The 23,359-nt window shown below is 72.9% G+C and carries 19 protein-coding genes and 1 pseudogene; 7 read left to right on the top strand and 13 right to left on the bottom strand.

What is annotated here, in order from left to right; translation table 11 throughout:
- The first annotated feature begins 215 nt into the window (after positions 1-215).
- The gene (locus AC3ET3_RS15255; protein WP_435612308.1) at positions 216-1,883 is read left to right on the top strand and encodes a serine/threonine-protein kinase; all 1,668 of its coding nucleotides are present in this window, start codon (positions 216-218) and stop codon (positions 1,881-1,883) included.
- Entirely contained in the window at positions 1,880-2,545 is a 666-nt protein-coding gene (locus AC3ET3_RS15260; RefSeq protein ID WP_435612309.1) for a hypothetical protein, read from the top strand. The genes AC3ET3_RS15255 and AC3ET3_RS15260 overlap by 4 nt, the downstream gene beginning before the upstream one ends.
- Here AC3ET3_RS15260 and AC3ET3_RS15265 read toward each other — a convergent pair.
- The 3 genes from AC3ET3_RS15265 to AC3ET3_RS15275 all read right to left on the bottom strand — a co-directional run bounded on the left by AC3ET3_RS15265 (position 2,520) and on the right by AC3ET3_RS15275 (position 6,262).
- On the bottom strand, positions 2,520-3,995 hold the full coding sequence (locus AC3ET3_RS15265) for an MFS transporter (RefSeq protein WP_432136539.1): 1,476 nt from the start codon (positions 3,993-3,995) through the stop codon (positions 2,520-2,522). The two genes, AC3ET3_RS15260 and AC3ET3_RS15265, sit on opposite strands and share 26 nt — an antisense overlap.
- Before the next feature lie 196 nt (positions 3,996-4,191).
- Positions 4,192-5,232, bottom strand: a complete 1,041-nt coding sequence (locus tag AC3ET3_RS15270; protein ID WP_432136504.1) for an MASE1 domain-containing protein — start codon at positions 5,230-5,232, stop codon at positions 4,192-4,194.
- Between the two features lie 202 nt (positions 5,233-5,434).
- Entirely contained in the window at positions 5,435-6,262 is an 828-nt protein-coding gene (locus AC3ET3_RS15275; RefSeq protein WP_432136503.1) for a PP2C family protein-serine/threonine phosphatase, read from the bottom strand.
- A 154-nt stretch (positions 6,263-6,416) separates the two neighbouring features.
- Here AC3ET3_RS15275 and AC3ET3_RS15280 point away from each other — a divergent pair, with 154 nt between their 5' ends.
- The gene (locus tag AC3ET3_RS15280) at positions 6,417-7,862 is read left to right on the top strand and encodes a glyceraldehyde-3-phosphate dehydrogenase (RefSeq protein ID WP_432136502.1); all 1,446 of its coding nucleotides are present in this window, start codon (positions 6,417-6,419) and stop codon (positions 7,860-7,862) included.
- A gap of 36 nt (positions 7,863-7,898) precedes the next feature.
- Here the strand turns inward: AC3ET3_RS15280 and AC3ET3_RS15285 are convergent, their stop codons facing one another.
- Positions 7,899-8,405, bottom strand: a complete 507-nt coding sequence (locus AC3ET3_RS15285) for an HAD domain-containing protein (RefSeq protein WP_432136501.1) — start codon at positions 8,403-8,405, stop codon at positions 7,899-7,901.
- A gap of 21 nt (positions 8,406-8,426) precedes the next feature.
- Positions 8,427-8,936, bottom strand: a complete 510-nt coding sequence (locus AC3ET3_RS15290) for a hypothetical protein (RefSeq protein ID WP_432136500.1) — start codon at positions 8,934-8,936, stop codon at positions 8,427-8,429.
- 150 nt (positions 8,937-9,086) lie between these two features.
- Between AC3ET3_RS15290 and AC3ET3_RS15295 the strand changes: the two genes are divergently transcribed.
- The 3 genes from AC3ET3_RS15295 (at position 9,087) to AC3ET3_RS15305 (ending at position 10,953) form a co-directional block, all read left to right on the top strand.
- Positions 9,087-9,629: a hypothetical protein gene (locus tag AC3ET3_RS15295; protein WP_432136499.1), complete on the top strand. Its 543-nt coding sequence runs from the start codon at positions 9,087-9,089 to the stop codon at positions 9,627-9,629.
- Positions 9,626-10,183 carry a hypothetical protein gene (locus AC3ET3_RS15300; protein WP_432136498.1) on the top strand — a complete coding sequence of 186 codons (558 nt, stop codon included), beginning with the start codon at positions 9,626-9,628 and terminating at the stop codon, positions 10,181-10,183. Before AC3ET3_RS15295 ends, AC3ET3_RS15300 begins: the two co-directional genes overlap by 4 nt.
- Positions 10,184-10,317: 134 nt before the next feature.
- Positions 10,318-10,953, top strand: a complete 636-nt coding sequence (locus AC3ET3_RS15305) for a GNAT family N-acetyltransferase (protein ID WP_435612310.1) — start codon at positions 10,318-10,320, stop codon at positions 10,951-10,953.
- Between the two features lie 301 nt (positions 10,954-11,254).
- On the opposite strand, the gene AC3ET3_RS15310 is transcribed toward AC3ET3_RS15305, so the two are convergent.
- The 5 genes and pseudogenes from AC3ET3_RS15310 to AC3ET3_RS15330 form a co-directional block, all read right to left on the bottom strand.
- Positions 11,255-14,065, bottom strand: coding sequence for a DUF5682 family protein (locus tag AC3ET3_RS15310; RefSeq protein WP_435612311.1), 2,811 nt, complete (start codon positions 14,063-14,065; stop codon positions 11,255-11,257).
- Between the two features lie 178 nt (positions 14,066-14,243).
- On the bottom strand, positions 14,244-15,356 hold the full coding sequence (locus tag AC3ET3_RS15315) for an ATP-binding protein (protein ID WP_435612312.1): 1,113 nt from the start codon (positions 15,354-15,356) through the stop codon (positions 14,244-14,246).
- 29 nt (positions 15,357-15,385) lie between these two features.
- The gene (locus AC3ET3_RS15320) at positions 15,386-16,897 is read right to left on the bottom strand and encodes a VWA domain-containing protein (protein WP_435612313.1); all 1,512 of its coding nucleotides are present in this window, start codon (positions 16,895-16,897) and stop codon (positions 15,386-15,388) included.
- Positions 16,894-18,348, bottom strand: a complete 1,455-nt coding sequence (locus tag AC3ET3_RS15325; protein WP_432157672.1) for a hypothetical protein — start codon at positions 18,346-18,348, stop codon at positions 16,894-16,896. The genes AC3ET3_RS15320 and AC3ET3_RS15325 overlap by 4 nt, the downstream gene beginning before the upstream one ends.
- Positions 18,325-18,825: pseudogene (locus AC3ET3_RS15330) on the bottom strand (hypothetical protein); the annotation flags it as partial. The gene AC3ET3_RS15325 and the pseudogene AC3ET3_RS15330, both read right to left, overlap by 24 nt.
- 324 nt (positions 18,826-19,149) lie before the next feature.
- On the opposite strand from AC3ET3_RS15330, the gene AC3ET3_RS15335 reads away from it, so the two are divergent.
- Entirely contained in the window at positions 19,150-20,670 is a 1,521-nt protein-coding gene (locus tag AC3ET3_RS15335) for a C40 family peptidase (RefSeq protein WP_435612314.1), read from the top strand.
- A gap of 11 nt (positions 20,671-20,681) precedes the next feature.
- Here the strand turns inward: AC3ET3_RS15335 and AC3ET3_RS15340 are convergent, their stop codons facing one another.
- From AC3ET3_RS15340 to AC3ET3_RS15350, 3 genes are all read right to left on the bottom strand, one after another.
- Positions 20,682-20,852 carry a hypothetical protein gene (locus AC3ET3_RS15340; RefSeq protein WP_432136492.1) on the bottom strand — a complete coding sequence of 57 codons (171 nt, stop codon included), beginning with the start codon at positions 20,850-20,852 and terminating at the stop codon, positions 20,682-20,684.
- 195 nt (positions 20,853-21,047) lie between these two features.
- A complete protein-coding gene (locus tag AC3ET3_RS15345) occupies positions 21,048-21,677 on the bottom strand; it encodes a phosphatase PAP2 family protein (RefSeq protein WP_432136491.1) in 630 nt (209 codons plus the stop codon).
- A gap of 94 nt (positions 21,678-21,771) precedes the next feature.
- Entirely contained in the window at positions 21,772-23,214 is a 1,443-nt protein-coding gene (locus AC3ET3_RS15350) for a diacylglycerol/lipid kinase family protein (protein ID WP_432157648.1), read from the bottom strand.
- Positions 23,215-23,359 lie beyond the last annotated feature (145 nt).

Consider the following 23,359-nt stretch of genomic DNA (forward strand, 5'->3'; position numbering starts at 1 on the left):
CGGGATGGCGCGGTCGACGGCGGGTCCTGCGGGAACCCGTGCGATTGTCATGACCTGCGCAAGATGACGCGACGAGGATCCCGGCCCCGGCATGCGCCGTCAAGAGCGGTGTACCGACGAGTAGCCGCCCGATGGCCCCGATTGCCGCATCACCGCAACCGGCGTGGCCGAAAACGTGTCTACGTCCGCGTGGGCCAGACGGCAGGGAGTCGGCGATGAGCGGATGGACGGTACCGGGGTACGCCGAGTCGGCGGAGCTGGGTTCCGGGGCGAGCGGGCGGGTGGTGCTCGCCGTGCACGAGGAGACCGGTGTGCCGGTCGCCGTGAAGTATCTGGGCGACGAGCTGCGCACCCGCCCGGACTTCCTGCACGGCTTCCGCGCCGAGGCCGAGCTGCTCGGCGGACTCACCAGCCCGTACGTGGCCGGCTTCTACGAGTACGTGGAGGCGGACCGGGGCGCCGCCATCGTGATGGAACTGGTGGACGGGCTCTCGCTGCGGATGCTGCTGACCGGGCAGGGACCCCTGACCCCGGAGGCCGCGCTGACCGTGCTCAAGGGCTCGCTGCTCGGTCTGGCCGACGCGCACCGGGTCGGCGTGGTGCACCGCGACTACAAGCCGGAGAACGTGCTGGTCACCCCGGAGGGCCTGTCCAAGCTGGTCGACTTCGGCATCGCGGTGGACGCCGGGATCAGCGCGGGCGTGGCGGGCACCCCGTCCTACATGGCGCCGGAGCAGTGGTCCGGCGCGCCGGCCTCGCCCGCCGGGGACGTGTACGCCGCCACCGCCACGTTCTACGAGTGCCTCACCGGCCGCAAGCCGTACAGCGGGGAGAACCTGGCCGAGCTGGCGCTGCAGCACGTGGAGCGGCCGGTACCGGTGGCGGACCTGCCCGAGGCGGTACGGCCGCTGGTCGTGCGCGGGATGGCCAAGTCGGCGGCCGAACGCCCGCAGGACGCCGCCGCGTTCGTGGCGGACCTGGAGTCGATCGCCGTGGCCCGCTACGGCGCCGGCTGGGAGAAGCGAGGCCGGCGCCGGCTGGCCGCGCTGGTGGCCCTGCTGCTGGTGCCGCAGCCGCTCGGCGACGGCACACCGCCCGGTCCGCCCGCCGACCACGCCCGCACCGTGCTCACCCGCGCCTCCGGCCGGGACGGCTGGCGCGCCTGGCTGCCCACGGGCCCGGGACTGACCGTGGCGGCCGTGGCCGTGCTCCTGGCGGTCCTGCTGGCGCAGGGCATGAACGGGGGCGGCGGGGCGAACCCCGGAGAAGCGGCGCAGGCCCAGGACCTGGCCACCACCCGGGCCACGCCCGGGTCGGCGGAGCCGTCGCCGGACACGAGCGGGACGGCCGCCCCGGCGTCGCCGACCGCCACGCCCTCCGCGGGTCCCACCTCCACGTCGGCCTCCGCCACGGCCACGCCGACGGACACCTCCGACGCCACCACCCCCGAGGCCACCCCGACCACCTCCTCCTCGTCGACGCCCACGGCCACCGCCACGAGCACGGCGACCGACGGCACGAGCACGTCCCCGGCCCCGTCACCGCCGTCCTCACCGCCCTCCGTGAAGGACGTCACGGTGTCCGGCTTCCGGCAGACCGGGACCGACACCGCCACCGCGACGATCACCTTCGTCACGGACGGCACCGGTCCGGTCGCCCTCACCGTGGGCTGGTTCTCGGGGAACACGGAGGGTCGGCCGGGAGCCGCGGACGGCGCGGCGACGACGTACCGGCGCAGCGGCGCCGAGCAGTACACGATCACCGTCGAGCACACCTTCACGACGCTCGGCTGCTACTGGACCGTGCGGGCCACGACCAGCCCCGCCGCGGCCGGTGGCGGTGCCTCGCAGCAGCTGCTGACCCGAAGGTGCGTGCTGACATGAACGCACCTCACGACCGCCGGCCTGCGTCCGCGGGGGAGGACGACGACCAGTACAGCGCCACCGTGCTGGGCAGCCAGTGGATCCAGCGGCCGGGACCGGACGAGCCGGGTGCCACCCTGGTGGACACCACCCCCCTGTCACCGGCCGCGCCGACCGTCCTGCGCTTCGGCCCCGGCGTCACCGCCGCGCTCACCCACGGCCTCCCCGCCGGCGTCGCGGCGCCGCGACCACCGGAGCGCCCCCGCCGCGGACCGCGCCGGCACGCCCTGCCGGCCCTGGTACTGATCGCCGCGGTCCTGTTCGTACTGTGGCGGCAGGGCCCCGTGGCGCCGCTGTCCGTGCGCGAGGTCACCGTCACGGCCGAACGCGGGACCGTCGGGTGCGGTGAGACCGCCGTCGTCGCCGCGGTGGTGCACACCAACGGCCGGAGCGGCACCCTCACCTACCGATGGGTGCGCAACGACGGCACGTCGTCGGGCGTCCTGCGCACGGACGTCGAGAACGGTCAGCGCTCCACGCGCCTGCGGCTGCTGTGGTCCTTCGAGGGCGAGGGACGCTACTCGGCCGTGGCGCGACTGCGGATCCTCTCCCCCGGCAGCGGCACGGCGGACGTCCCCTTCTTCTACGACTGTCCGCTCAGCCCGGACCCAGCCCGCCCTTGAGCCGCTCCAGGTCCGAGGCGCGCACCTGGATCACCACGAGGGCGATCAGGGCGGCCAGCGCCGCCAGGATCGCCGCGGTGACGAAGGCGCTGGACACACCGGCCGCGAGGATCTCGTCGGACCACGGCTCGGGGAGGTCACCGGTGCGTTCGAAGCGCAGCCGCTGGGCGGGGCTCGCGTGGGCGAGGAAGTCCGGGATCTGCTGTTCGGCCTCGGTGTCGCTGGCCGTGCCGAAGACGGTGACCAGGATCGACAGGCCGAGCGAACCCCCGACCTGCTGGGTGGCGTTGAGCAGGCCCGAGGCGGCTCCGGACTCCTGGACGGCCACGTTCGACAGCGCCATCAGCGTCAGGGACACGAACTCCATGCCCATCCCGAAGCTGAACACCAGCATCGGGCCGAGGATGCTGCCGGCGTAGGTGGAGTCCACGTCCGTCAGAGTGAGCCAGGCCAGACCGGTGGCGGCCAGCGCCGCCCCGACCACCATGAACGGTTTGGGACCGTACTCCGGCAGGAACCGCGAGGTCAGCGCTGCGGCCACGGCGATCACTGCGCTCACGGGGAGGAACGCGAAGCCGGCCTGCAACGGGCTGAAGTCGAGGACTCCCTGCACGAACAGCGTCAGGAAGAAGAACATGCCGAACATCGCGGCGGCCAGGCACAGCATGATCGCGTAGGTGCCCGCGCGGTTGCGGTCGGCGAACATGTGCAGGGGTGTGATGGGCTGCCGCGAGCGCCGCTCGATCAGGACGAACGCGGCCAGCACGATGATCGCGCCGGCGAACGCGGCGAGCGTCAGCGGATCGCCCCAGCCGTCCTGCGCGGCCCGGATGAAGCCGTAGACCAGCAACACCATGCCGGCCGTGGAGGTGAGCGCGCCGGTCACGTCGAAGCGGCCCGGATGGCGTTCGGACTCGCGGATGAAGCGCGGGGCGGCCAAGGCGATGAGCAGGCCGATCGGGACGTTGACGAAGAGCACCCAGCGCCAGTTGAGCCACTCCACCAGCACACCGCCGGCGAGCAGACCGATCGCGCCACCGCCCGCCGAGACCCCCGCGAACACCCCGAACGCGCGATTGCGCTCCGGGCCCTCCCGGAACGTCGTACTGACCAGCGAGAGCGCGGTCGGGGAGGCGATGGCGCCGCCCACGCCCTGCAGAGCACGGGCGGCGAGGAGCTGCCCGGCGTTCTGGGCCAGGCCGCCCAGCAGGGAGGCGAGCACGAACAGCAGCACACCGGCGATGAAGACGCGCCGCCGGCCCAGGATGTCGCCGGCCCGGCCGCCGAGGAGCAGCAGGCCGCCGAAGGTGAGGGTGTAGGCGTTGACCACCCACGACAGGCTGGTGGTGGAGAAGTCCAGGGAGCGCTGGATGTGCGGCAGCGCGATGTTCACGATCGTGATGTCGAGGACCACCATCAGCTGGCAGGAGGCGATGACCAGCAGGGCCATCACGCTGCCGCCGTCCCGGCCCGTCTGCGGGGCGGAGGTGGCGGTCGCGGAGGTGGGTCGCTGGCTGCTGCTCATGGCGGATCCCACTCCCGGGGCGGGCCCCGGGACGGGTCGGGGTCGGCTGCGTGCGCCGCCGGTCCACCGTTCGACGGTACGTCCGGTCCGGGGACCCCACCACTCGGAGCTGCACAGGGGGTCAGCGCGGGGGCGGCTCGCCGGGGCGGGGGCCGGTGTCCGTCGGCGTTCGCGACTGCGGAGGCCGGACGGCCGGCGGGGGGTCGCCCGCCGTGAGGTGTTCCAGGACCTCGACGAGTTCCTGGCAGGCGTTCTCGACCGAGCGTCTGGTGTTGCGCTGCTCGGTGATGACCGCCGACAGCAGCAGCGCGGTGAGAGCCATCGCGCCGTTGAACGCCTGGAGTTTGATCATCACCTCGATGCGGGTCAGGCCGTCGAACGGACCGGTGCGGTCGGTCGCAGCGATCGTCGCCATCACCGAGGCGAACAGGGCGCACAGCATGGTGCCGGTCAGCTGGAAGCGCAGCGCCGCCCAGATCAACAGCGGATAGACCAGGAACAGCACGCTGACGTCGTAGTGGGTGCCCACCGGCACGAGAACCGCGGTACTGACGGCCAGGGCCAGCGCCTCCGGCCAGCGCCAGTGGGACGGGTGCGGGGGCCAGCGGGCGCGGGTGAGCAGGAGCAGCAGCGGGGTGACGATCAGGACACCCATGGCGTCGCCGACCCACCAGGCCAGCCAGACCGGCCAGAACGAGTGCGCGGCGATCTTGCCGGTCAGGACGAGCAGTCCGGCGCCGGTGATCGAACTGATCAGCATCGCGGTGAACGCGCCGAGGAAGACCAGGGCGAGGCCGTCCTGCAGTCGGCTGAGGTCGGTGCGGAAGCCGGCACGGCGCAGCAGCAGGTAGGCGCAGACCGGGGCGGCGGTGTTGCCGAACAGAGTGCCGATGACGGCCGGGGTGAGGTCCGTGGTGATCGACAGGATGACCAGCAGCACGCCGAGGGCGATACCGGCCCAGCAGCGCAGTCCGAGGAGCAGCAGAGCGGCGACCGCGACGCCCGTGGGCGGCCAGATCGGGGTGAACACGGCTCCCTCGACCACCAGCTGCCGCGTGAGCCCCAGCCGGCCGGCCGCGTAGTAGCAGCCGGCCACGGCCAGTGTGTCGAGGACCAGGACGGCCGGTCGATGCAGATCCCGGGAAGCCACCACACCTGCCATCACACACCGCCCGCGGCCCGGCGGCGAGGCGAGGGACCCGGAGTCCCGCCCTATGGCTGAACGGGTGCGGCCCGGTCGGCGCTGCAGCGGGCCGGGCGGGCGGTTCGGGTCGGACGGGAGGAGGGCGGGGCGGGCGGTTCGGGTCGGGCGGGGGCGGGGAAGGGGAAGGGACGGCCGACGGCAGGGGGCGGGCCATAGGTCGCTAGTGGCCCTCACGGCCATCATGGCCGATGACCAGGACCGCCGCGTCGTCCTCGTGTCCCACGCGCTCGGCGCCCTTGATGACGGCGGCGGCCAGCGAGGAGGCTTCCAGACCGGCCACGGCGGCGATGCCGGCGAGGCGCACCACCTGGTCGAGGCCCTCCTCCAGGGGCATCGACGGGCCCTCGACGACACCGTCCGTGAGGAGGACGAAGACACCGCCGGTGGTGAGCCGGTAGCGGGTCACCGGGTACTCCATGCCCGCCTGCACACCGAGCGGCGGGCCGCCCGCGTCGTCGGCGACGCCGGACTTGCCGTCGGCGGTGGCCCAGACGCAGGGTATGTGGCCCGCCCGCGCGCTCTCCAGCAGCCCGGTGGCCGGGTCGAGCCGCATGAAGGTGCAGGTGGCGAAGAGGTCGCTGCCCAGTGACAGCAGCAGGTCGTTGGTGAGGGCGAGAAGCTCCCCGGGCTCGCTCGTGACGGAGGCCAGCGCGCGCAGACCGACCCTGACCTGCCCCATGAACGCGGCCGCCTCGATGTTGTGCCCCTGGACGTCCCCGATGGACAGCCCGATGCCACCGTCGGGCAGCTCGAACGCGTCGTACCAGTCGCCTCCGACGTTGAGCCCGTGGAAGGCGGGCGCGTAGCGCACGGCCAGGTGCAGGCGCGGAGCCGTCGGCAGATCTCTGGGCAGCATGCCGCGCTGCAGCGCGATGGCGAGTTCGACCTGGGTGCGCTGCTGCTCCGCGCGCTCACGTGCCTGGGCGGTCAGCGAGCCGAGCCTGGTCAGCAGCTCGTCACCGTCGTCCATGGGGCGCTTGCGGGGCATCGGTCAACTCCGGCGAGGGCGGTCGCCCCATTATGGGCATATCACTCGATATTACGTAGACCTGATCATAGCGAGACGCCGACCACCTCCCCCTGCTTGGCCAAAACGATGATGTGGTTACATATGAGCGCCCTCTAGCTCGAAAGATGGATCCGTGACTGTCAACGACGACTCGTTCACCAACTGGAAGAACCGCGAGGAAACCGCGGAGTCGATGATCCCGATCATCGGGAAGCTGCACCGCGAGCGGGACGTGACGATCCTGCTGCACAGCCGCTCCCTGGTGAACAAGTCGGTGGTCAGCATCCTCAAGACCCATCGCTTCGCCCGCCAGATCGCCGGCCAGGAGCTGTCGGTCACGGAGACGATGCCCTTCCTCCAGGCGCTCACCACGCTCGACCTCGGGCCGTCCCAGATCGACCTCGGCATGCTCGCCGCGACCTACAAGAGCGACGACCAGGGCCTGTCGGTCGCGGAGTTCACCGCGCGAGCCGTGGCGGGCGCGACGGGCGCGAACAAGATCGAGCGCGCTGGTGGCCGCGACGTCGTCCTGTACGGCTTCGGCCGCATCGGCCGCCTGGTGGCGCGGCTGCTGATCGAGAAGGCCGGTTCCGGCAACGGCCTGCGGCTGCGGGCGATCGTCGTGCGCGGCGGCGGCGAGCAGGACATCGTCAAGCGGGCCTCGCTGCTGCGCCGGGACTCCATCCACGGCCAGTTCCAGGGCACCATCACCGTCGACGAGGCGAACAGCACGATCGTCGCCAACGGCAACGCGATCCGGGTGATCTACGCGAACGACCCGTCCGAGGTCGACTACACCGCGTACGGCATCAGGGATGCCATCCTCATCGACAACACCGGCAAGTGGCGGGACCGCGAGGGCCTGTCCAAGCACCTGCGCCCGGGCGTCGACAAGGTGGTGCTGACCGCGCCCGGCAAGGGCGACGTCCCCAACATCGTGCACGGCGTCAACCACGACACCGTCAAGCCGGACGAGCGGGTGCTGTCCTGCGCGTCCTGCACCACCAACGCGATCGTTCCGCCGCTGAAGGCGATGGACGACGAGTACGGTGTGCTGCGCGGGCACGTGGAGACCGTCCACTCGTTCACCAACGACCAGAACCTGCTGGACAACTACCACAAGTCCGAGCGCCGCGGCCGGTCCGCGCCGCTGAACATGGTCATCACCGAGACCGGGGCGGCCTCCGCCGTCGCCAAGGCGCTGCCCGATCTCAAGGCGAAGATCTCCGGAAGCTCCATCCGCGTCCCGGTGCCGGACGTGTCGATCGCCATTCTGAACCTGCAGCTCGCCCGCGAGGCGACCCGCGAGGAGGTCCTCGACTACCTCCGCGAGGTGTCGCTCACCTCTCCGCTGCGCCGTCAGATCGACTTCATCAGTGCCCCCGACGCGGTCTCCAGCGACTTCATCGGCTCGCGCCACGCCTCGATCGTCGACGCCGGCGCGCTGAAGGTGGACGGCGACAACGCGATCCTCTACCTCTGGTACGACAACGAGTTCGGCTACTCCTGCCAGGTCATCCGGGTCGTCCAGCACGTCTCCGGCGTGGAGTACCCGACCTTCCCGGCCCCGGCGGTCTGACCCCGGGCCACCGACCCGGAACGGTCCCCGGTGGGCTCACCCCACCGGGGACCGTTCGCGCAGCCATCCTTCCACCGCGGCGAAGTCCGCCTCGGTCAGACCGGCCGTCGCGTCGACGCGGTGCAGCAGCGCCGGCCCCCGATGGTGAGCGGCGACCCACTCCCGGTCGCGGTCGGTGACCTCGTCGTCGATCCAGACGAACGGCCGCCCCCGCGCCGCATCGACCACCGTTCGCGTCTTCCAGTGCGCCCCGCCCGCCTCAGCCGCCTCCGGCTCCTCGGGCAGGGCCACCACGGGGAGGTCCGGCAGCCCGAGCAGCGGGCCGATCACCTCGTTGGCGTCCGCCATCCACGCCGTTGCCCACACCAGTTCGCAGGGCAGGGCGAGCAGGCGTGGGCCGTGGGCGGGGTCCAGGCGCGCCAGCAGCGGGTTCGACGTGGGCTGCCGGAGGTGCCGCTCCGCGCGGGACACCGGGCCCGGGGACCCGCCGAACGGCAGAAGCGTTCCGTCCACGTCGAGGAAGAGCAGGGGGTCACCTGTCATGGTCGTACGCTACCGGGTTCGTCAGCCCGTCGACGGATGCTTCTCGGCGGTCGGCTCGGCGGCCGCCCGGGCGCGACGTCGCTCCCGGCGTTCCGTCACGAAGCCGCCGGCCACCAGCGAGGCGGCGCCGCCGACCAGGCAGCCGGCGGAGAGGCGGTTGAACCAGGTGTAACTGCCGTCGCTGGGATAGGTACTGCCGTCGTCGAGGACGCAGTCGAAGGCCAGGGGGAGATACGACGGACGGGAGCCCACGAGATGCTTCCTGGTTTCGGAAGGTACGTCGCGGCACTCCTGGGACGGTGAGGAGTCGGCGCCGGACTTGCTCTCGTGGTCGACCAGCGAGACGGCGCCGACCCCCACGAGGTACAGGCACACCCCGGCGGCCACCCCCAGACCGGCCACCCAACGCAGCAGGTCCACCGCCCAGTCGGGGCGTCGGCCGGGCAGGGCCGCGGAGGCCAGTTTCACCACCAGTGCGACGGCGATGACGACGAGCCCGAGCAGGGCCGGCAGGGCGAGCAGGAACGCCACGGGATGGACACCTTCCGTCGGGCGGGCGATCAACCGATCTTGGCGACTGCGACGGCCACCGGCTGTGACGGGGACCACAGCCGGTGTCACAGCCCCGTCACGGCACCACCCCGGGTCCGCTTGTCGGTGGCCCGGCCTAGGGTGCCTGTCATGACCGACTGGATGCCGGCCTGCGGACCGGGCGACGAAGTGAACGTGGTGTTCGCTCGGGGGCTCTCCCCCGACGCGCTCACCGAGGGCCTACGCAACCTGCGGCGCGAGGTGCTGGACGAGGGTGCCGCCGACGGATGGGCCTGGGCCACGCACCGCATGCATGACTGGGAGTCGGAGGACTACGAGGACGCCGACTACCCGCGGCTGTGCGCGGACGGCACGGAGCTGGTCGTCTTCGCGATGGAGCCGTGCTCCGCCAAGGCGTTCCCCCCCACCTTCTCCTACTACCGGGACGGGCGTCTCGTCCTCCACTTCGGTTTCGAGGACCTCGGGCAGCGGCTGGGTGACAATCCCGACCACCTCTCCCCCGAGTTGCTGGCGGCGGGGCTCATCGGCCCCGCCTCCGCGTGCGACTGGAAGGCGGAGGGCCACGACTGCTCGGACCACGCCGATGACGACGAGCGCCGGCTGGTACGCACCCTCGCCACCCACTTCAGGCTGCCCGCCCCGCCGCTGTCCCCGGAGGTGACGGCCCGATGAGCCTGCCCGCCGACGTGCACGCCACCTTCGTCCGCGGCATGGACCTGCCCACACTGTCCGCCGTTCTCGGCGAAGTGGGCCTCACCCCGCTGGACTCCGGCGTCTCGGAGGACTGGGCGTGGGTGACCCATAGCGCGGAATCCGCGCCCGAACGCCCGTCGCCGTGGGAGCTGGCGGGACATCTCACCGGGTTCCGCTACCAGGACCGGGTGCCCGACCCCGAGGCCGTGGAGTCCGTGTTCCTGGCCGGCACGCCCGCCTGCGCCTGTCCCCACGGTCAGCACTACCTCGTACCACACTGCCCCGACCACCCCTTCCAGTTCACCTACAGTCAGGGCGGTTTCCAGGAGTGCTACTTCAACGTGGGCGCGGGACGGGAGACCCGGCGCGGCGGCAGCAAGGCCGATCTGCTGGTGGGCGAGCTGCTGGAGGCGCGGATCGTCGGCCGTGACACGCCCTACGCCACGGATCCCGGCTTCAACGCGGACGGCACGCTGACCTGGCGCATCATCGTCGACCACTTCGCCCTGCCCGCACCGCCACTGACCCTCTGAGCCGTCTGAGACCCTCTGAGGCCGTCTGAGCCGCCCGCCGGGGCCGCCTCGTGCCGCAGCGCGCGACAGGGGGCGGCGGCTCGAGCGCACCGCTTCTTGTGGGAGCGCTCCCATACATGGGATCATGGTGCGTCATGACCCCAGTGCCCTTCGTCCGCCCGTACCGGCCGTCCGACCGCGCCGCCGTCGGGGACATCTGTGTGAGAACGGCGCACAACGGCGGGGACGCCTCCGCGCTCCATCCCGACCCGGAACTCATGCCGACGATCTTCGCCTATCCCTATGTGGACCGGGAGCCGGAGCTGGCCCGGGTGCTGGACGACGGCAGCGGACGGGCGGTGGGCTACATCCTCGGCACGGCGGACACGCACGGTTTCGTGAAGTGGTTCCGGGACCGGTGGCTGCCCCGGGTCGCGGACCGCTACCCGCTGACCGAATATCCGCTGTCCGATGGTCCGGCGCGGACGCCCACCGAGGAGATGACCGGGCTGCTGCACGACCCGGAGCGCATGGTACGGCCGGAGCTCACCGGCTTCCCCGCCCATCTGCACATCGATCTGCTGCCGAGCCGACAGGGCCAGGGACAGGGCCGCGCGTTGATGTGGGCCTTCCTCGACGCGCTCCGGGCCGCCGGGGTGCCGGCGGTCCATCTGTGCATGGCCCGGGCCAACACGGGAGCGCGGGCGTTCTACGAGCGGGTCGGATTCAGGGAGCTGGACGTGCCGGATCCCGGGCCTGTGTGGTACCTGGGACGCTCGACGACGCGCTGAACCGCACGGCGGTCCGGCCCGCGACGAGCCGACCGTCACCCCGCCCCGCCCCCGCCGCCCCGCTCCGGGGGCGGGGCGGGGTGGCGGGGCGGCGGGGTTCTCCGCTCGGTGTGGGCGTTCCCGGTCTGTGGCGGCTTTCCCGGTCGGCCGGGTTCCTCAGGCGAGGGGGTTCCCGGTCCGCGGGATTCCCGGCCAGGCGGAGCCCCCCGTCAGGCGGACTTCGCCGTCGGGCAGGCCTCCCGGCCGGGCGGAGTCCCCCGTCAGGCGGGCTTCCCGGTCGGCGGGGCTTCCCGGGTCCCGGTCAGGAAGGGGCGAGTAGTTCCTCCAGGGCGAGCGCCGTCGCCGGGTGGGCGGCCAGCAGCGGGGTGCCGCCGTCGGCGGCGGCCGGGGCGGGCTGCCAGGGGTCGTCGCAGCCCAGCAGGGCGGCCAGGGCGTCGCAGGTGCCCGGGTGGTCCGCGAGAAGGGTGACGCCTCCCGGGGCGGCCGTCGCCCGCGGCGTCGTGTCCGGCTGGGCCGGGCGGTCCCAGGGCGGGGTCCAGGCGTCGAGCGCCGGGAGCCTGCCCGGGAAGACGCGCCCCGCCTCGCGGATGAGCAGCGGCGCGAGGTCGCCGCCGTCGGCTCGCAGCGTGGTGATCAGCGTGGGCAGCCAGGGCAGCAGCACCGTGTCCGGCAGCCGGGCGAACGCGTTCGACACGGCTTCGACGACGAAGTCGGCCAGCGCCGGGACCGGCTCCAGGGCGTGCAGGAACCCGCTCAGGTAGCGCGGGTAGGCCGGCACCACCAGGGGGTTGGCGAGCAGTTCGGCGCACCGGCCGCGCAGCTCGGCCCGGGGCAGCGTGCCGAGGTGGGTGCGGGCCGCCCACAACAGCGCGGTCTTCGACGGGTCCTCGGGGTGCGACTGGGCGACGGCCAGTTCCAGCTGCGTGCGGTCGCAGCCCAGGGACAGGGCCAGGCTCTCCATGCCGAACAGGAAACCCAGCATGGCGGCGACCTGCCGGACGGTGGCGTCCTCGTCGTTGAACGCGGTCGGCAGCAGGGTGCAGTAGTGCGCGTACCCGGTTCTGACGAAGGACTCGATCCACGGCGGCAACGCCGGTTCGCCGGTGCGGTAGTGGGCCAGCAGGCGGCGTACCCGGTGGAGGACCTCGGGTGCGCCGTCGACGGTGCGCTCGCGGGCGAGGACGTCGAGGGCGTGGCCGCCCAGTTCGTCGGCGAGGCGACGACTGCGCAGGTAGCGGGTGGCGTCCTCCACCGCCTCCAGGACGGTGGCCGTGGTGGCCTGCGGGTCGTAGGCGGTGCGCCGCAGGCGCTGTTCCAGAACCTGTTCGAGGGTGACGCCCTCGTAGCCGAGCTCGATCAGCGCGCGCTGGTGGGTTCCCAGGGCGAGGTCCCAGGATTCCTGGATGGAGCGTTCGCCGAGCCGCCGTTCGCCCATGATCGGCCGGGCGGCGCCGTGCGGCAGGAGACGGTGCAGCATCCACAGCACGTCGGAGCAGGCCGCCAGCTCCGGCCGGGAGGCGATGTCCAGCAGGGCCCGCCGGACGCCTCGCTGTTGCAGGGGCAGCTCCAGCGGGGCGAGACGGTCGTGCACGTCACGGGCGAGGGGCGGCAGCGCCTCGTAACCGACCTGTCCGACGCGGTCGCCGCCCATCATGATCTCGACCAGTCGCCTCACGTCCCGGCGGCCGGGCACGGCGTCCTTCTCGATGCAGGTGACGGCCGCGTCCAGGAAGTCGTACGGCGTCGGCTTGGCCCGGTCGCGCATGCCGGCGAGCAGGATGGACGTCTCGAACACGGCGATGGCGTCGGCGGTGGAGGCGAGGTAGCCGTTGCGCCGGGCGGCGCGGACGATGTCCACGGACCAGCCGAGGAGTTCCGCCTCGTCGAGCCGGTCGAGGACGGGAGGGCGCTGGAGGAATCCGGACAGCCGGTCGGCCGGTTCGCCCGCCGGGCCGGGGGTGGCCGGGAGCGGTGGGGTCTTCTTCCTCGGTTTCCTGGTGTCCGCCTGGCCCATCAGGCGGAAGGGGCGCACACCGCTGCGCCGGACGTTCTTCGCCCATTGGGTGGCGGCGATGGAGACCGAGCCGCCGGCCAGACCGAACTGCGCCTCGATGGCGCTGTGGCTGGAGGGGATGAGCCCGTGGCGCCACTTGGTGCCGGTCGGCGGGCTGATGGTGAAGGTGTCGCTGCCGCCCACCCCGAACTCCGCGACGCGGCTGGCGGCGTGGAAGGCGCCGCAGACGTAGAGGCAGTCCGCCGGGTCGGTACCGGTCGCGGTGAGGTGTTCGCGTATGCGGGTCCACATGTAGCGTTCACGGTCCTCGTCGACGCGCAGCCGGTGCGGGTCGCCGGGGGCCAGCCGCCGGAAGAGGCTGCCGATCAGCAGCATGACCTGGCGGTAGGTGTCGTGGTCGCCGTCGCCGAGCGGCACCTCGACGTACTGGTGCCACCACTCGGACCAGTGCCGTACCCGGCCGTGGCGCAGGAGGTGTTCCTCCAACTCGGCGAAGCGCGGGCGCAGGTCGCCGATCTCCACTCCGACCGCGTCGCCGTGCAGGGTGGCCTCCTGCTCGGCGGCCGGGGTGTCGGGGTCGGCGGGCCGCTCCTCGCGGGTGTCCCACTGGAAGACGTGGTCGGAGGAACGGTCGACGAGGACCAGTTCGACGCCGGGGGCGTCGAGGGCGTAGGCGATGGCCTGGTACTCGGCAGAGGCCTCCGTGACGGGGGCGACGACCGAGAGCGGGGACCAGTCGGCGGGGAAGCCCTCGACCTCGCTGGCGAACGCCTGGAGGGCCACCGGGAGCCGGCAGTTGCGGAGCTCGGTCAGGAGCGGGGCCATGTCCTCGCACAGCTCCAGGTAGACGACCTTGGGCTGCTTCTCGCGCAGCCGGCGGGCCATGGCGAGGGCCGAGGCCGGCGAGTGGTGGCAGACCGGGAAGATCTCCAGAGGTTCGGCAACCGCGCGGTCGACGTCGTCGACGATGCCGCGCAGGATGCCCTCGAGCGCATCCGGCCCGTCGGCGAACTCGTTCGCCGCCTGATGGAGTTGGCCACGCAGGGCGGCGAAGGGGCCGGGGCCGTCGGCCGGGGTGGTGGGGTCGGGGTGGGGCATGGGGGCCTCGTTCAGCACGGGCTCTCCGGAAGGGCGGGGTCGGGGGTGGCGGGCTCGCGGACGGCTGGTCCGCGCGGGGTCAGGTCACAGGAGGCCGACTTGGACAGGGCCGACTCGGACGAAACCGGGTCAGACGGCGCCGTCTCGGACGAGACCGGCTCTCTCACTGCAGCGTCGTTCACGACAGCGTCGCGACGGCGTCACGGCCGCCCTCGAGGAACTCCGGCCAGGAGCCGCCCTCGTCCTTGCTGCGCGGTTCGACGACGCCGTGCAGGTACTTGTTGAGGATGGCGAGGTCCTCCGGGTCGCGCCGGGCGAGCGAGCCGACCAGGGAGGAGGCGAGGGTGCGGGCCGTCAAAGCGCGCTCGCCGAAGAAGTTGCTGTGCAGGATGGCGTCCTCCAGAACACCGATCTGCTCGGCGGTGGACAGCGCGGACTCCAGCTTCTCCTCGTCGCTGCCCGCCGCCGCCGCGGAGGCCCGCAGGTCGGCGAAGCTGCGCAGCAGCACGTCCAGCAGGGTGGGCGGGACGTCCAGTTCGATCCGGTGACGGCGCAGCAGTTCCTCGGTGCGGAAGCGGACGATCTCCGCCTCGCTGTTCTTGTTGGTCACCACGGGGATGCGGACGAAGTTGAAGCGGCGCTTCAGCGCGGACGACAGGTCGTTGACGCCCCGGTCGCGGCTGTTGGCGGTGGCGATCACCGAGAAGCCCGGCTTGGCGAACACGATGTTGTCGCTGTCGAGTTCGGGCACGGAGATGTACTTCTCCGACAGGATCGAGATCAGGGCGTCCTGGACGTCGCTGGTGGAGCGGGTGAGTTCCTCGAACCGGCCGATGCCGCCGCCTTCCATGGCGGTCATGATCGGTGAGGGGATCATCGACTCCCGGGACTGGCCCTTGGCGATGACCATGGACACGTTCCAGGAGTACTTGATGTGGTCCTCGGTGGTGCCGGCGGTGCCCTGCACCACGAGGGTGGAGTTGCGGCAGATCGCGGCGGAGAGCAGTTCGGCGAGCCAGCTCTTGCCGGTGCCGGGGTCGCCGATGAGGAGCAGGCCGCGGTCGGAGGCGAGGGTGACGATGGAGCGCTCGACGAAACTGCGGTCGCCGAACCACTTCTGGGAGATCTCCCGGTCGAGGCCGTCGGCGCGCTCGGAACCGAGGATGAACAGGCGGACCATCTTGGGGGACAGCCGCCAGGAGAACGGCTTGGGGTTGTCGTCGATCGACTCGAGCCAGTCCAGCTCCTCCGCGTACTTGATCTCGGCGGGGGCGCGCAGCAGGTCGGACATGTGATCGGGCCTTTCCGGGCTGGTTGTCGTCAGGTGAGGAAGGTCTTGAGCTCGTGGACGAGCTTGTTGATGTGGCCGGAGATCACCGGCGTACCGAGGGCCTTGAACCGCTCCCGGAACCAGGGGTTGACCTCCTGGCGTCCGGAGCTGGTCACCGAGCCGACGGGGATGAACTTCACGCCCGAACGGTGGACGGCCTCGATGCCCTCGAACAGCGGCTGCGAGCGGTGGAACTCGTAGAAGTCCGAGATCCACACCATGACCGTGTTGCGCGGTTCGGCGATCTTCGGGCGGGCCATGGCCATGGCCACCGGTCCGTCGTTGCCGCCGCCGAGGTTGGTGCGCAGCAGGGCCTCGAAGGGGTCGTCGACCCAGGGGGTCAGGTCGATGACGCGGGTGTCGTAGGCGATCAGGTGGACGTCGACCTTCGGGAGCCCGGCGAAGATGGACGCCAGGATGGTGCAGTTGACCATCGAGTCGACCATGGAGCCGGACTGGTCCACGACGACGATCAACCGCTGCGGCGTCGTCCTTCGGGCGGTCTGGCGGTAGTAGAGCCGGTCGACGTAGAGGCGCTCTTCCTCGGGACTGTAGTTGGTGAGGTTCTTCCAGATGGTGCGGTCGAGGTCGAGGTTGCGGAAGACCCGCTTGGGCGGGACCGAGCGGTCGATGGTGCCGACGGAGGCCTTCTCCACCTGGGTGCGCAGGACGTCGGCGACGTCGTCCACGTAGCGGCGGATGAGCGACTTGGCGTTGGCGAGGGCGACGCCGGACAGGTTGCTCTTGTCCCGCAGGAGTTGTTCGATCAGCGACATGCTCGGCGTCAGCCGCGCCGCCAGCTCGGGGTCGGCGAGGACCTCGCGCAGGTGCATGCGTTTGACCAGGTCGGCTTCCAGGGAGCCGAGTTCGGGTCCCAGCGCGGGGATCAGGGAGCCCGGTGCGTGACCGCCGGCGCCGGCTCCGCGTCCGCCGCGCAGTTCACCGGGCCGGCAGCCGAGGGCGCGCTCCAGCCAGTCGGCGTCGGACTGCCAGCGGGCCAGTTGCCCGGCGGTGACCGTGCCCGAGCCGGTGGCGAAGACGTTGAGGAGGACCTTCGACACGAGGGCGGCACGGCGGACCTCGGCGGCCCGGTCGCGGGCGGAGGCGGTGTCGTCACCCTCGCGCGCGCCGTCCCCGCCCTCGCGGTCGGCGGTGTCGTCACCGCCCCCGCCGGCCTCGGCCGCAAGGGCGGGGGGAGCGGCGTCGGCCGACTGTCGCTCGTCGTCGGCCGGCTGTCGCTCGTCGTCGGCGGGCTGTCGTTCGTCGGACGTCAGCAGGCCGTCGAACTCCGCGGCGAGCTCGGGGTGGCGCTGCACGATGGAGTCGACGGAGGTCTGCGGGTCGAGCAGCCCCGGCGGCAGGCCGATGTCCTCGACGACGGCCAGCGCGGCGGATTCGAGCGTGGCCTGCTCCTCCGGGTCGAACAGTCGGGCCAGCAGGCGCCAGTACAGAACCTGGCGGCGGCTGTCGTGGGCGTTCGTCAGGGGCGTGGTGTCGGTCATTTCCGCAGCAGCCTTCCGGCGCGCTCGCGCAGCACGGTCACGGCGTCGGAGGCGGCCTTCTCCGCCTTGGCGCCCGCCTTGTCGGTGGTGCCCCCGGCCCAGGCGCCCGCGTGCACGGCGACGGTCTTCCTGCGGACGGTGGTCTCGACGGCCAGCGGCTGGATGCTGAACGTCCCTGCGTCCCAGCGCAGCAGCCCTATGCAGGCGCTCGACGCCGCGACCGCTTCGGGGGTGAGCGGGCTCGCGACCGGCATCCGGTCGAGGTCGACGGGCAGGCTGTGCGCGGGCAGGACGAACGTCACCGTCTCCTCGTCCCGTCGGACGGTGTAGCCCTCCAGGAAGATGGGCGCGGCGATGCCCGCCGGGTGACGGTCCAGAGGGGCGGTGAGCCGGTCGCCTGCGGTGGACAGGGCGACCCGGGCGGTGGCGAGGGGATCGGCGGGCGCCCCCGTCCGGGCGTGTGCGTCGTCCCAGACCAGGTCCCCGTCGGCGGTGAGGGGCATGTCGGTGAGGTCCATGGCGTGGCCCTCGCCGGCGGCGGCCAGCAGGCTCATGTGCGGGCGCAGCAACTGCCACACACCGGCGCCGACGACGGTGTCCGGCTTGGGCGCGGCGACGCCGGCCCGGACCAGCCGGGGTGCGCCGCCGTCCTCGGGTTCGAACACCGCGTGCACCTGGGCCTGTACTGCGGTGGCGTGCTCCTGCAGGTCGACCCCGAGGGGCAGCAGTCGGCCGGTGACGGGCATGGACGGAGCCGGCTCGGCGGCGCCGGGCAGGGTGAGGAGCAGGGCGCGCGCCCACAGGTCGCCCCAGCGGCGCACGGGGATTCGGTCGAGACCGGAGCCCGGGCAGGAGGCTGCCAGTTCGGCGGCGAACCCGTCCAGGAGGGCGGCCGGGCGGCGCAGCGCGGGGTCGGGCAGCATGGCGGAGACGATGGGCGCGGCTCCCGCGACCAGGTCGTGGTCGATGCCGCGCCAGCCGCTGCGGGCCAGGTCGCACAGCCAGGTGCGGGCCGCGGCGAGCACGTTGACGGGCTGTGACGGGCCGGGGTGCGCGGGTGTGTCGGCGCACCGGGTGCGCCCGAGTGCCTCGTCCAGACGGCCCGTCAGCGCGTCGTGGACGGCGCCCAGGAGGGCGCCGCGGGCGGCGGCGAGGGCGATGTAGTGGTCCTCGCCCGCGCTGCCGGCCGCGGCCTTCTCGGCCGCCTCGGCGACTCGCGTGGCCAGCGGGGAACCGGCGACGGCGTGGGCGAGTGCGGTCAGGTCGGCGGCCTGCTCCGGCTGCGGGCGCAGCAGGCCGGCGACGAGCGCGCGGTCGAGGGCGTCGACGGCGTCCAGCGCCTCGTCGACCCCGGCGGCGGGCTCGGCCAGCGCATCGGTCCCCTCGCAGCGCGCGAGGACGCGGCCGGCCGGTTCGGCGTCCCCCGTCCTGGTCGGCGGGAACCAGTGCATCTCCGGCAACGGAGAGGTCGTGGGCGTGAGTTCGAGGTAGGACAGATGGCGCAGGAACCGGCTGAAGACACCGGCGGCGGCCCCGCTGTCGGCCTTCGGCGGGCGAGTGGCCGTCATGGCGGCGGTCAGGGCGGCCGCGTCCGGTTCGGCTGCGGTGTCGACGCGCAGGTAGCGGGCGACGCGCGGAGCGCCGTACTGCAGGACCGCCTCGGTCACCAGGGCACGGATGTGGTTGCAGAAGGCGCCGCGCGCGCCGCCGCAGGGCCGGTTGTTGTTGGTGCTGCACGCGAACGCGTACGTCCCGGCGGCGACCGAGGAGACGTAGACCCGCTCGATGTCCGAGCCGCTGGAGACCACGCCCTGCAGACGTCCGTCGGCCAGTTCGACGAAGGGAACCTTGGCGAGCTTGCGAGGTCGCGCGGGACGGACCACCCGTGCGGTGCTCGACTGCTCCCATTCCCTCTCCCAATCCGACAACGCACCAGCTCCTTTGCAGCCCGAGGGGACGTCACCGCCAGAGCGGCGGGACTGGTTCGAACTTATCGGCGACCACTGACAACGCCCTCCCCGGCGCGGGCGGAGGACTCCGGGAGGCGGCGCTTACGGCACTCAACGTCCGTGAGCGGTCCAGTACTTGGCGTGACAAGAGACGAAGGTCACGCACACGAGTCGGACATGTGAGGTTTCGATCTTCACACCGACGTCACAAGTTGGCTACGTTGACGCCCTGGCCGCATGACCGGCTCCGGTGGGATCCGCCGGGCCGTCGCGGCTGCCCCCGAGCGAAGGAGTGCGTCGTTCATGGCGACGGATCGAATCCAGGCCAGCGTCGGCAGCGCACGCCTCGACGAGGTCGACCGGCCGAGTCAGGCGGAGGTCCAGCGGAGGGTCAACGCGCTCTACGACCGAGCCGAGAGCGATTCCGGGACCTTCAACGCTACGCGCGCGATGTCGTCGGTGACGCGCCGGGGCGGCGGCGGGCGAGGCGCGGCCGAGGCCGCGCTCGGCACGATGGCCCGGCAGTGGTTCGACGCGGCCCGAGACCGGCTCGGACCGACGGCCCCGGCCGTGCTGCCGCGTGACCGGATGCCCGAGCGCCCGGCGTCGGCCCCTCGTCCGCCGCAGTCCGCGGACCGGTCGGACGGCGCGGGCTCGGACCGCACAGCGGTGGGGGGCGGCCGACGTCCGGCGGAGCTGACGTCCAGGACGCCTGCGGCACTTCCCCCGGCTGCAGAGGCACCGGGCACGTCCTCGGCTGCGGAGGCGTCAGGGGTGCCCTTGACTGCGGAGGCACCGGGGGTGCCCTCGGACCTGGCGCTCACGGCCGTGTACGACCGGGGGCGCGCGGCGGGGGCCGTGCCCCGGCCGGAGCCGGTCTCCGCGCCGGAGGCCGAATCCGCGCCGTCGGGCGCGGCGCCCGCCCGCCGTCAGGATTCGCTACGGAGCACCAAGGATCGGATGGGCGGCAAGCTGATGGCCGCCCGCGACTTGCTGGCGAGCGCCGCCACGCAGCCGCCGGCAGGCGCGACACCCGCCGCGTCCGCGCCGGCGACCCCCGCCGCCCTCACCTTCCCGGAACCGGCGCCGACGGCCACGGAGCTCTCCTTCCCGACGCCTGTGCTTGGCGAACCCGGCTGGGACACCGGCGAGTTGCCGCTCTACGGCGGCCATGGCACATCGGCGTGGCCGATGCCCGACCCGGTTCCCGGACCCACTTCCCCGGCCGTTCCCGTTCCGGACGGGTTTGCTTCACCGGCCCCCGTGGCGTCGACCGCGTCTGCGCCGTGGAGCGCCGCGCCGCTGACCGACGGTGTCCCTCCGGCCCCAGCCCCGGCCGCGTCCCCGGGCGGCGGGGCACCGCTCGCGCCGACGGCGCAGGGCGGCACGGCGGCGTTCGCCGCGACGCCCCAGGACGGCACGTCGGCACCGCCGTCGATGCCCGAGGACCCCGGCTCCCGTTATGCCCTGAAGGCGGAGAAGGCCGTCACCTTCGCGCGCGCGCAGATCGGCAAGCCCTGTGTGTGGGGTGCGAAGGGTCCCGGCTCCTACGACTGCTCCGGCCTCACCCAGGCCGCCTGGACGGCCGCCGGGGTGCCGCTGCCACGCTCCACCGCCGAGCAGGCCCAGTTCGGCACCCCGGTCGAACTGACCGAACTACGCCCCGGTGACCTGGTGTTCTTCTTCGACGGGCCGCACCACACGGGCCTGTACGCGGGCAACGGCACGATGATCCACGCGCCGGGCCCGGGCGCGTCCGTCCGGGAGGAGTCGATCTACCACGCGGGGCAGGAGACGATTCGCGGCGCGATACGTCCCGCGTGATCGCCGGGCCGTCAGCGCATCGCCGAGTTGGTGCGCGCTCCTCTTCTGGCGTTGTTGTACAGACGCAACAGGTGCTTGGCGGCCGCGCACGGCACCGTGTCGACGGCGCACTGGCGGCAGGTGCGCAGGTGCTCGTCGTAGGCGGCGCGGGCCTGGCGCAGCGACTCCTCGGGCGAGAGCATGACGGTCCTCCGGCTGGGGGGGGTGACGGGAAGGGCGGCGGCCACAGCAGTCGATGCATGACCCACCGAAAATAAGTGGATCATGTTACTGCCGGTAGGTGAAAGTCAGGAGACCATCGGCCCGCGCAGGCTCAGCGGACCTCATCCCACCGCCCACCGCCCGTCATCTCCCCTCCACTCAGGGAGAGTTGGGCGTCAGTCGGCGGCGCGGCCGAATCGGAACCGGCTGCTCGGTGGCGTTATGCCGGCCACCCCCGCGATCGCGAGGACCGTCGCGGCCGCGCCCGTGCCGAGGACGGCGCCCGCGATCACGTCGCCCGGATAGTGCACCCCGGTGTGCACGCGGGAGTACCCGACCGCGGCGGCGAGCAGTCCCAGCGGCAGTGTGGCCACCGGGACCATCGGACCGACGGCGGCGGCGAAGGCGGCCGCGGAGGCGGTGTGCCCCGACGGGAAGGACGCCGAGGCGGGCATCGGGACGTGGCGGCCCGGGAACGGTGAGTCCTCGGCGCGGTGCGGCCGCGAACGGCGCACCAGGCGCTTGCCGGCGAGGTTGGCGCCGGCCGAGGCGAGGCCGATGGCGGCAACCCCGAGCACGGCGGCCCGGCGGGGCCGTCCCGGCTTGAGGGCGAGCAGCGCTGCGGCCGCGAAGGACAGCTTGGAGTGGTCCGCCGCTCTGGACAGCCGGCGCAGCGCCGTGTCCAGCGTCGGGGTCCGGGTCACGGTCACGGCCTCGTACACCGCCTGGTCGAGGGCCGCCAGGTCGTGCACCAGGCGGAAACGCGACAGCGGGCTGGTGACGGTACTGGTCCGCTGGTCGGGCATCGCCCTCCTCCTTGTTGCTCCTTGTTGCTCTGGCCGCTTCCTTGTATCCCGGCCGTTCGGGCGGTCACTCCGGTACCCCCCGCGGAGAAAACGCTCACGCGCCTTCCGCCTCCCGGCGTCCGGCCGCCGGAGCATCCATGGTCGAGTATCCCCTCCCGTCCTGCGGATGCCGGTTCAGAGGGCGGCCGAGGGCGAGATCGACGATGCGGCGCCAGTCGACGCCGGGCGGGGCGTAGGTCGCCCCCGGCCGGTGGCGCGGGACCCGGACGCGCAGCGCTCGCGGACGCACGGTGCACACCACCGGTGTGGGCAGGGTGAGGGCCTCGCCGTCGATGGCGACAGGCAGCGGAGCCTCGTCGGCGGTGACCTCCACGCGGAGAGCGGGGAGTGCCCGGATGGCGCCGGCCCGTTCGCCCCGCAGGGCGAGTTCGGCGGCCTGCGCGGCGCTCTCCACCCGGATGCCGATGACACCGAGCAGCCCCGAGTCCAGTCGGGGTCTGCGGCCCCCGCCCAGCGGGTCCGCGCGCCCGTACGGGTTGTTGCTGACGAGGACCGCCTGCGGCGCGTGCAGCCTGGTGCCGTCGGCGTGGACGTCGAGGGTGGCGCCGGCTTCGCCGAGCAGCAGGTCGGGCAGATGGTCCAGGGTGGTGACGGCCTTGGCGTCACGGTATTCGGGGTGCTGGACGATCTCCGCGTACGCACCGAAGGAGACGGTGTTGACGAAGGGCCGTCCGTCGACGTCGCCGAGGTCGACGCGGAGTTCCACACCGTCGGTGAGGGCGTCGAGGCCGTGCGCCGGGTCGGTGCGGTCCAGGCCGAGGTCCATGGCGAAGTGGTTGCGGGTGCCGGCGGCCAGCACCATGAACGGCACGTCGTGCGCGGCGGCGACGCCGGCCACCAGCGCCTGGGTGCCGTCGCCGCCCGCCACGCCGAGCAGGTCGGCACCCTCGGCGACGGCCCGCGCGGCCTCGGCCTCGGGGTCGCTGCCGCCGTCCGGGGCGAGGAGGACCACCCGGGCGCCCAGTGCCTCGGCCCGGGCGACGAGGTCGTGGCGTTCCACCTTGCCCCCGCCGGACCGCGGGTTCATGATCAGGACCGGCCGTCGTGGCGGTGGTGTCCGCCGGCCACGCATCCCGCGCGGCCGGCGCAGGCGGCGCAGCGCCGACCGGGCGCTGGCCAGGGCCCCGACCCACAGGGCGAGCGCGCCCACCGCGATCGCCCACAGGCCCGCGGCGGTGTAAAGGATGATCACTCCGACCGGTCCGGCGACGGCGATGACGACACCCAGCAGGCGGGCCGGGCCGCGGTGCGCCAGCGCCCACCACAGTCCGGCGCCGGCCAGGGCGAGCCCGGCGAGACCGCCGAGCAGCACCAGCCAGCCGCCGGCCGAACCGGTGCCGGAGGCGACCAGCGCAGCCGTGCCGGCGAGCAGCAGGAGGGCCAGCCGGGCACGACGGCGCGCCGGGCGCACATCGACGTCCCGGGCGGCCTCGCCACGCCGTCCGGACCGGGTACCGCTCGCCGGTGTCCTCTTCATCGCCGCCCCGCTCCCCCGTTTCCGTCCGGCCGCCGGTGTGGTGGCGGCGGCCCGCTCAGGCCCGTGCGCCGGCCGGGTCGCTTCGGACCGTACCGGCTCCTCGTCGCGTCTTCCCCGTCCCTGGCCGTCTCAGCCACCCCGACCG

The sequence above is a fragment of the Streptomyces sp. bgisy159 genome (assembly GCF_057707805.1).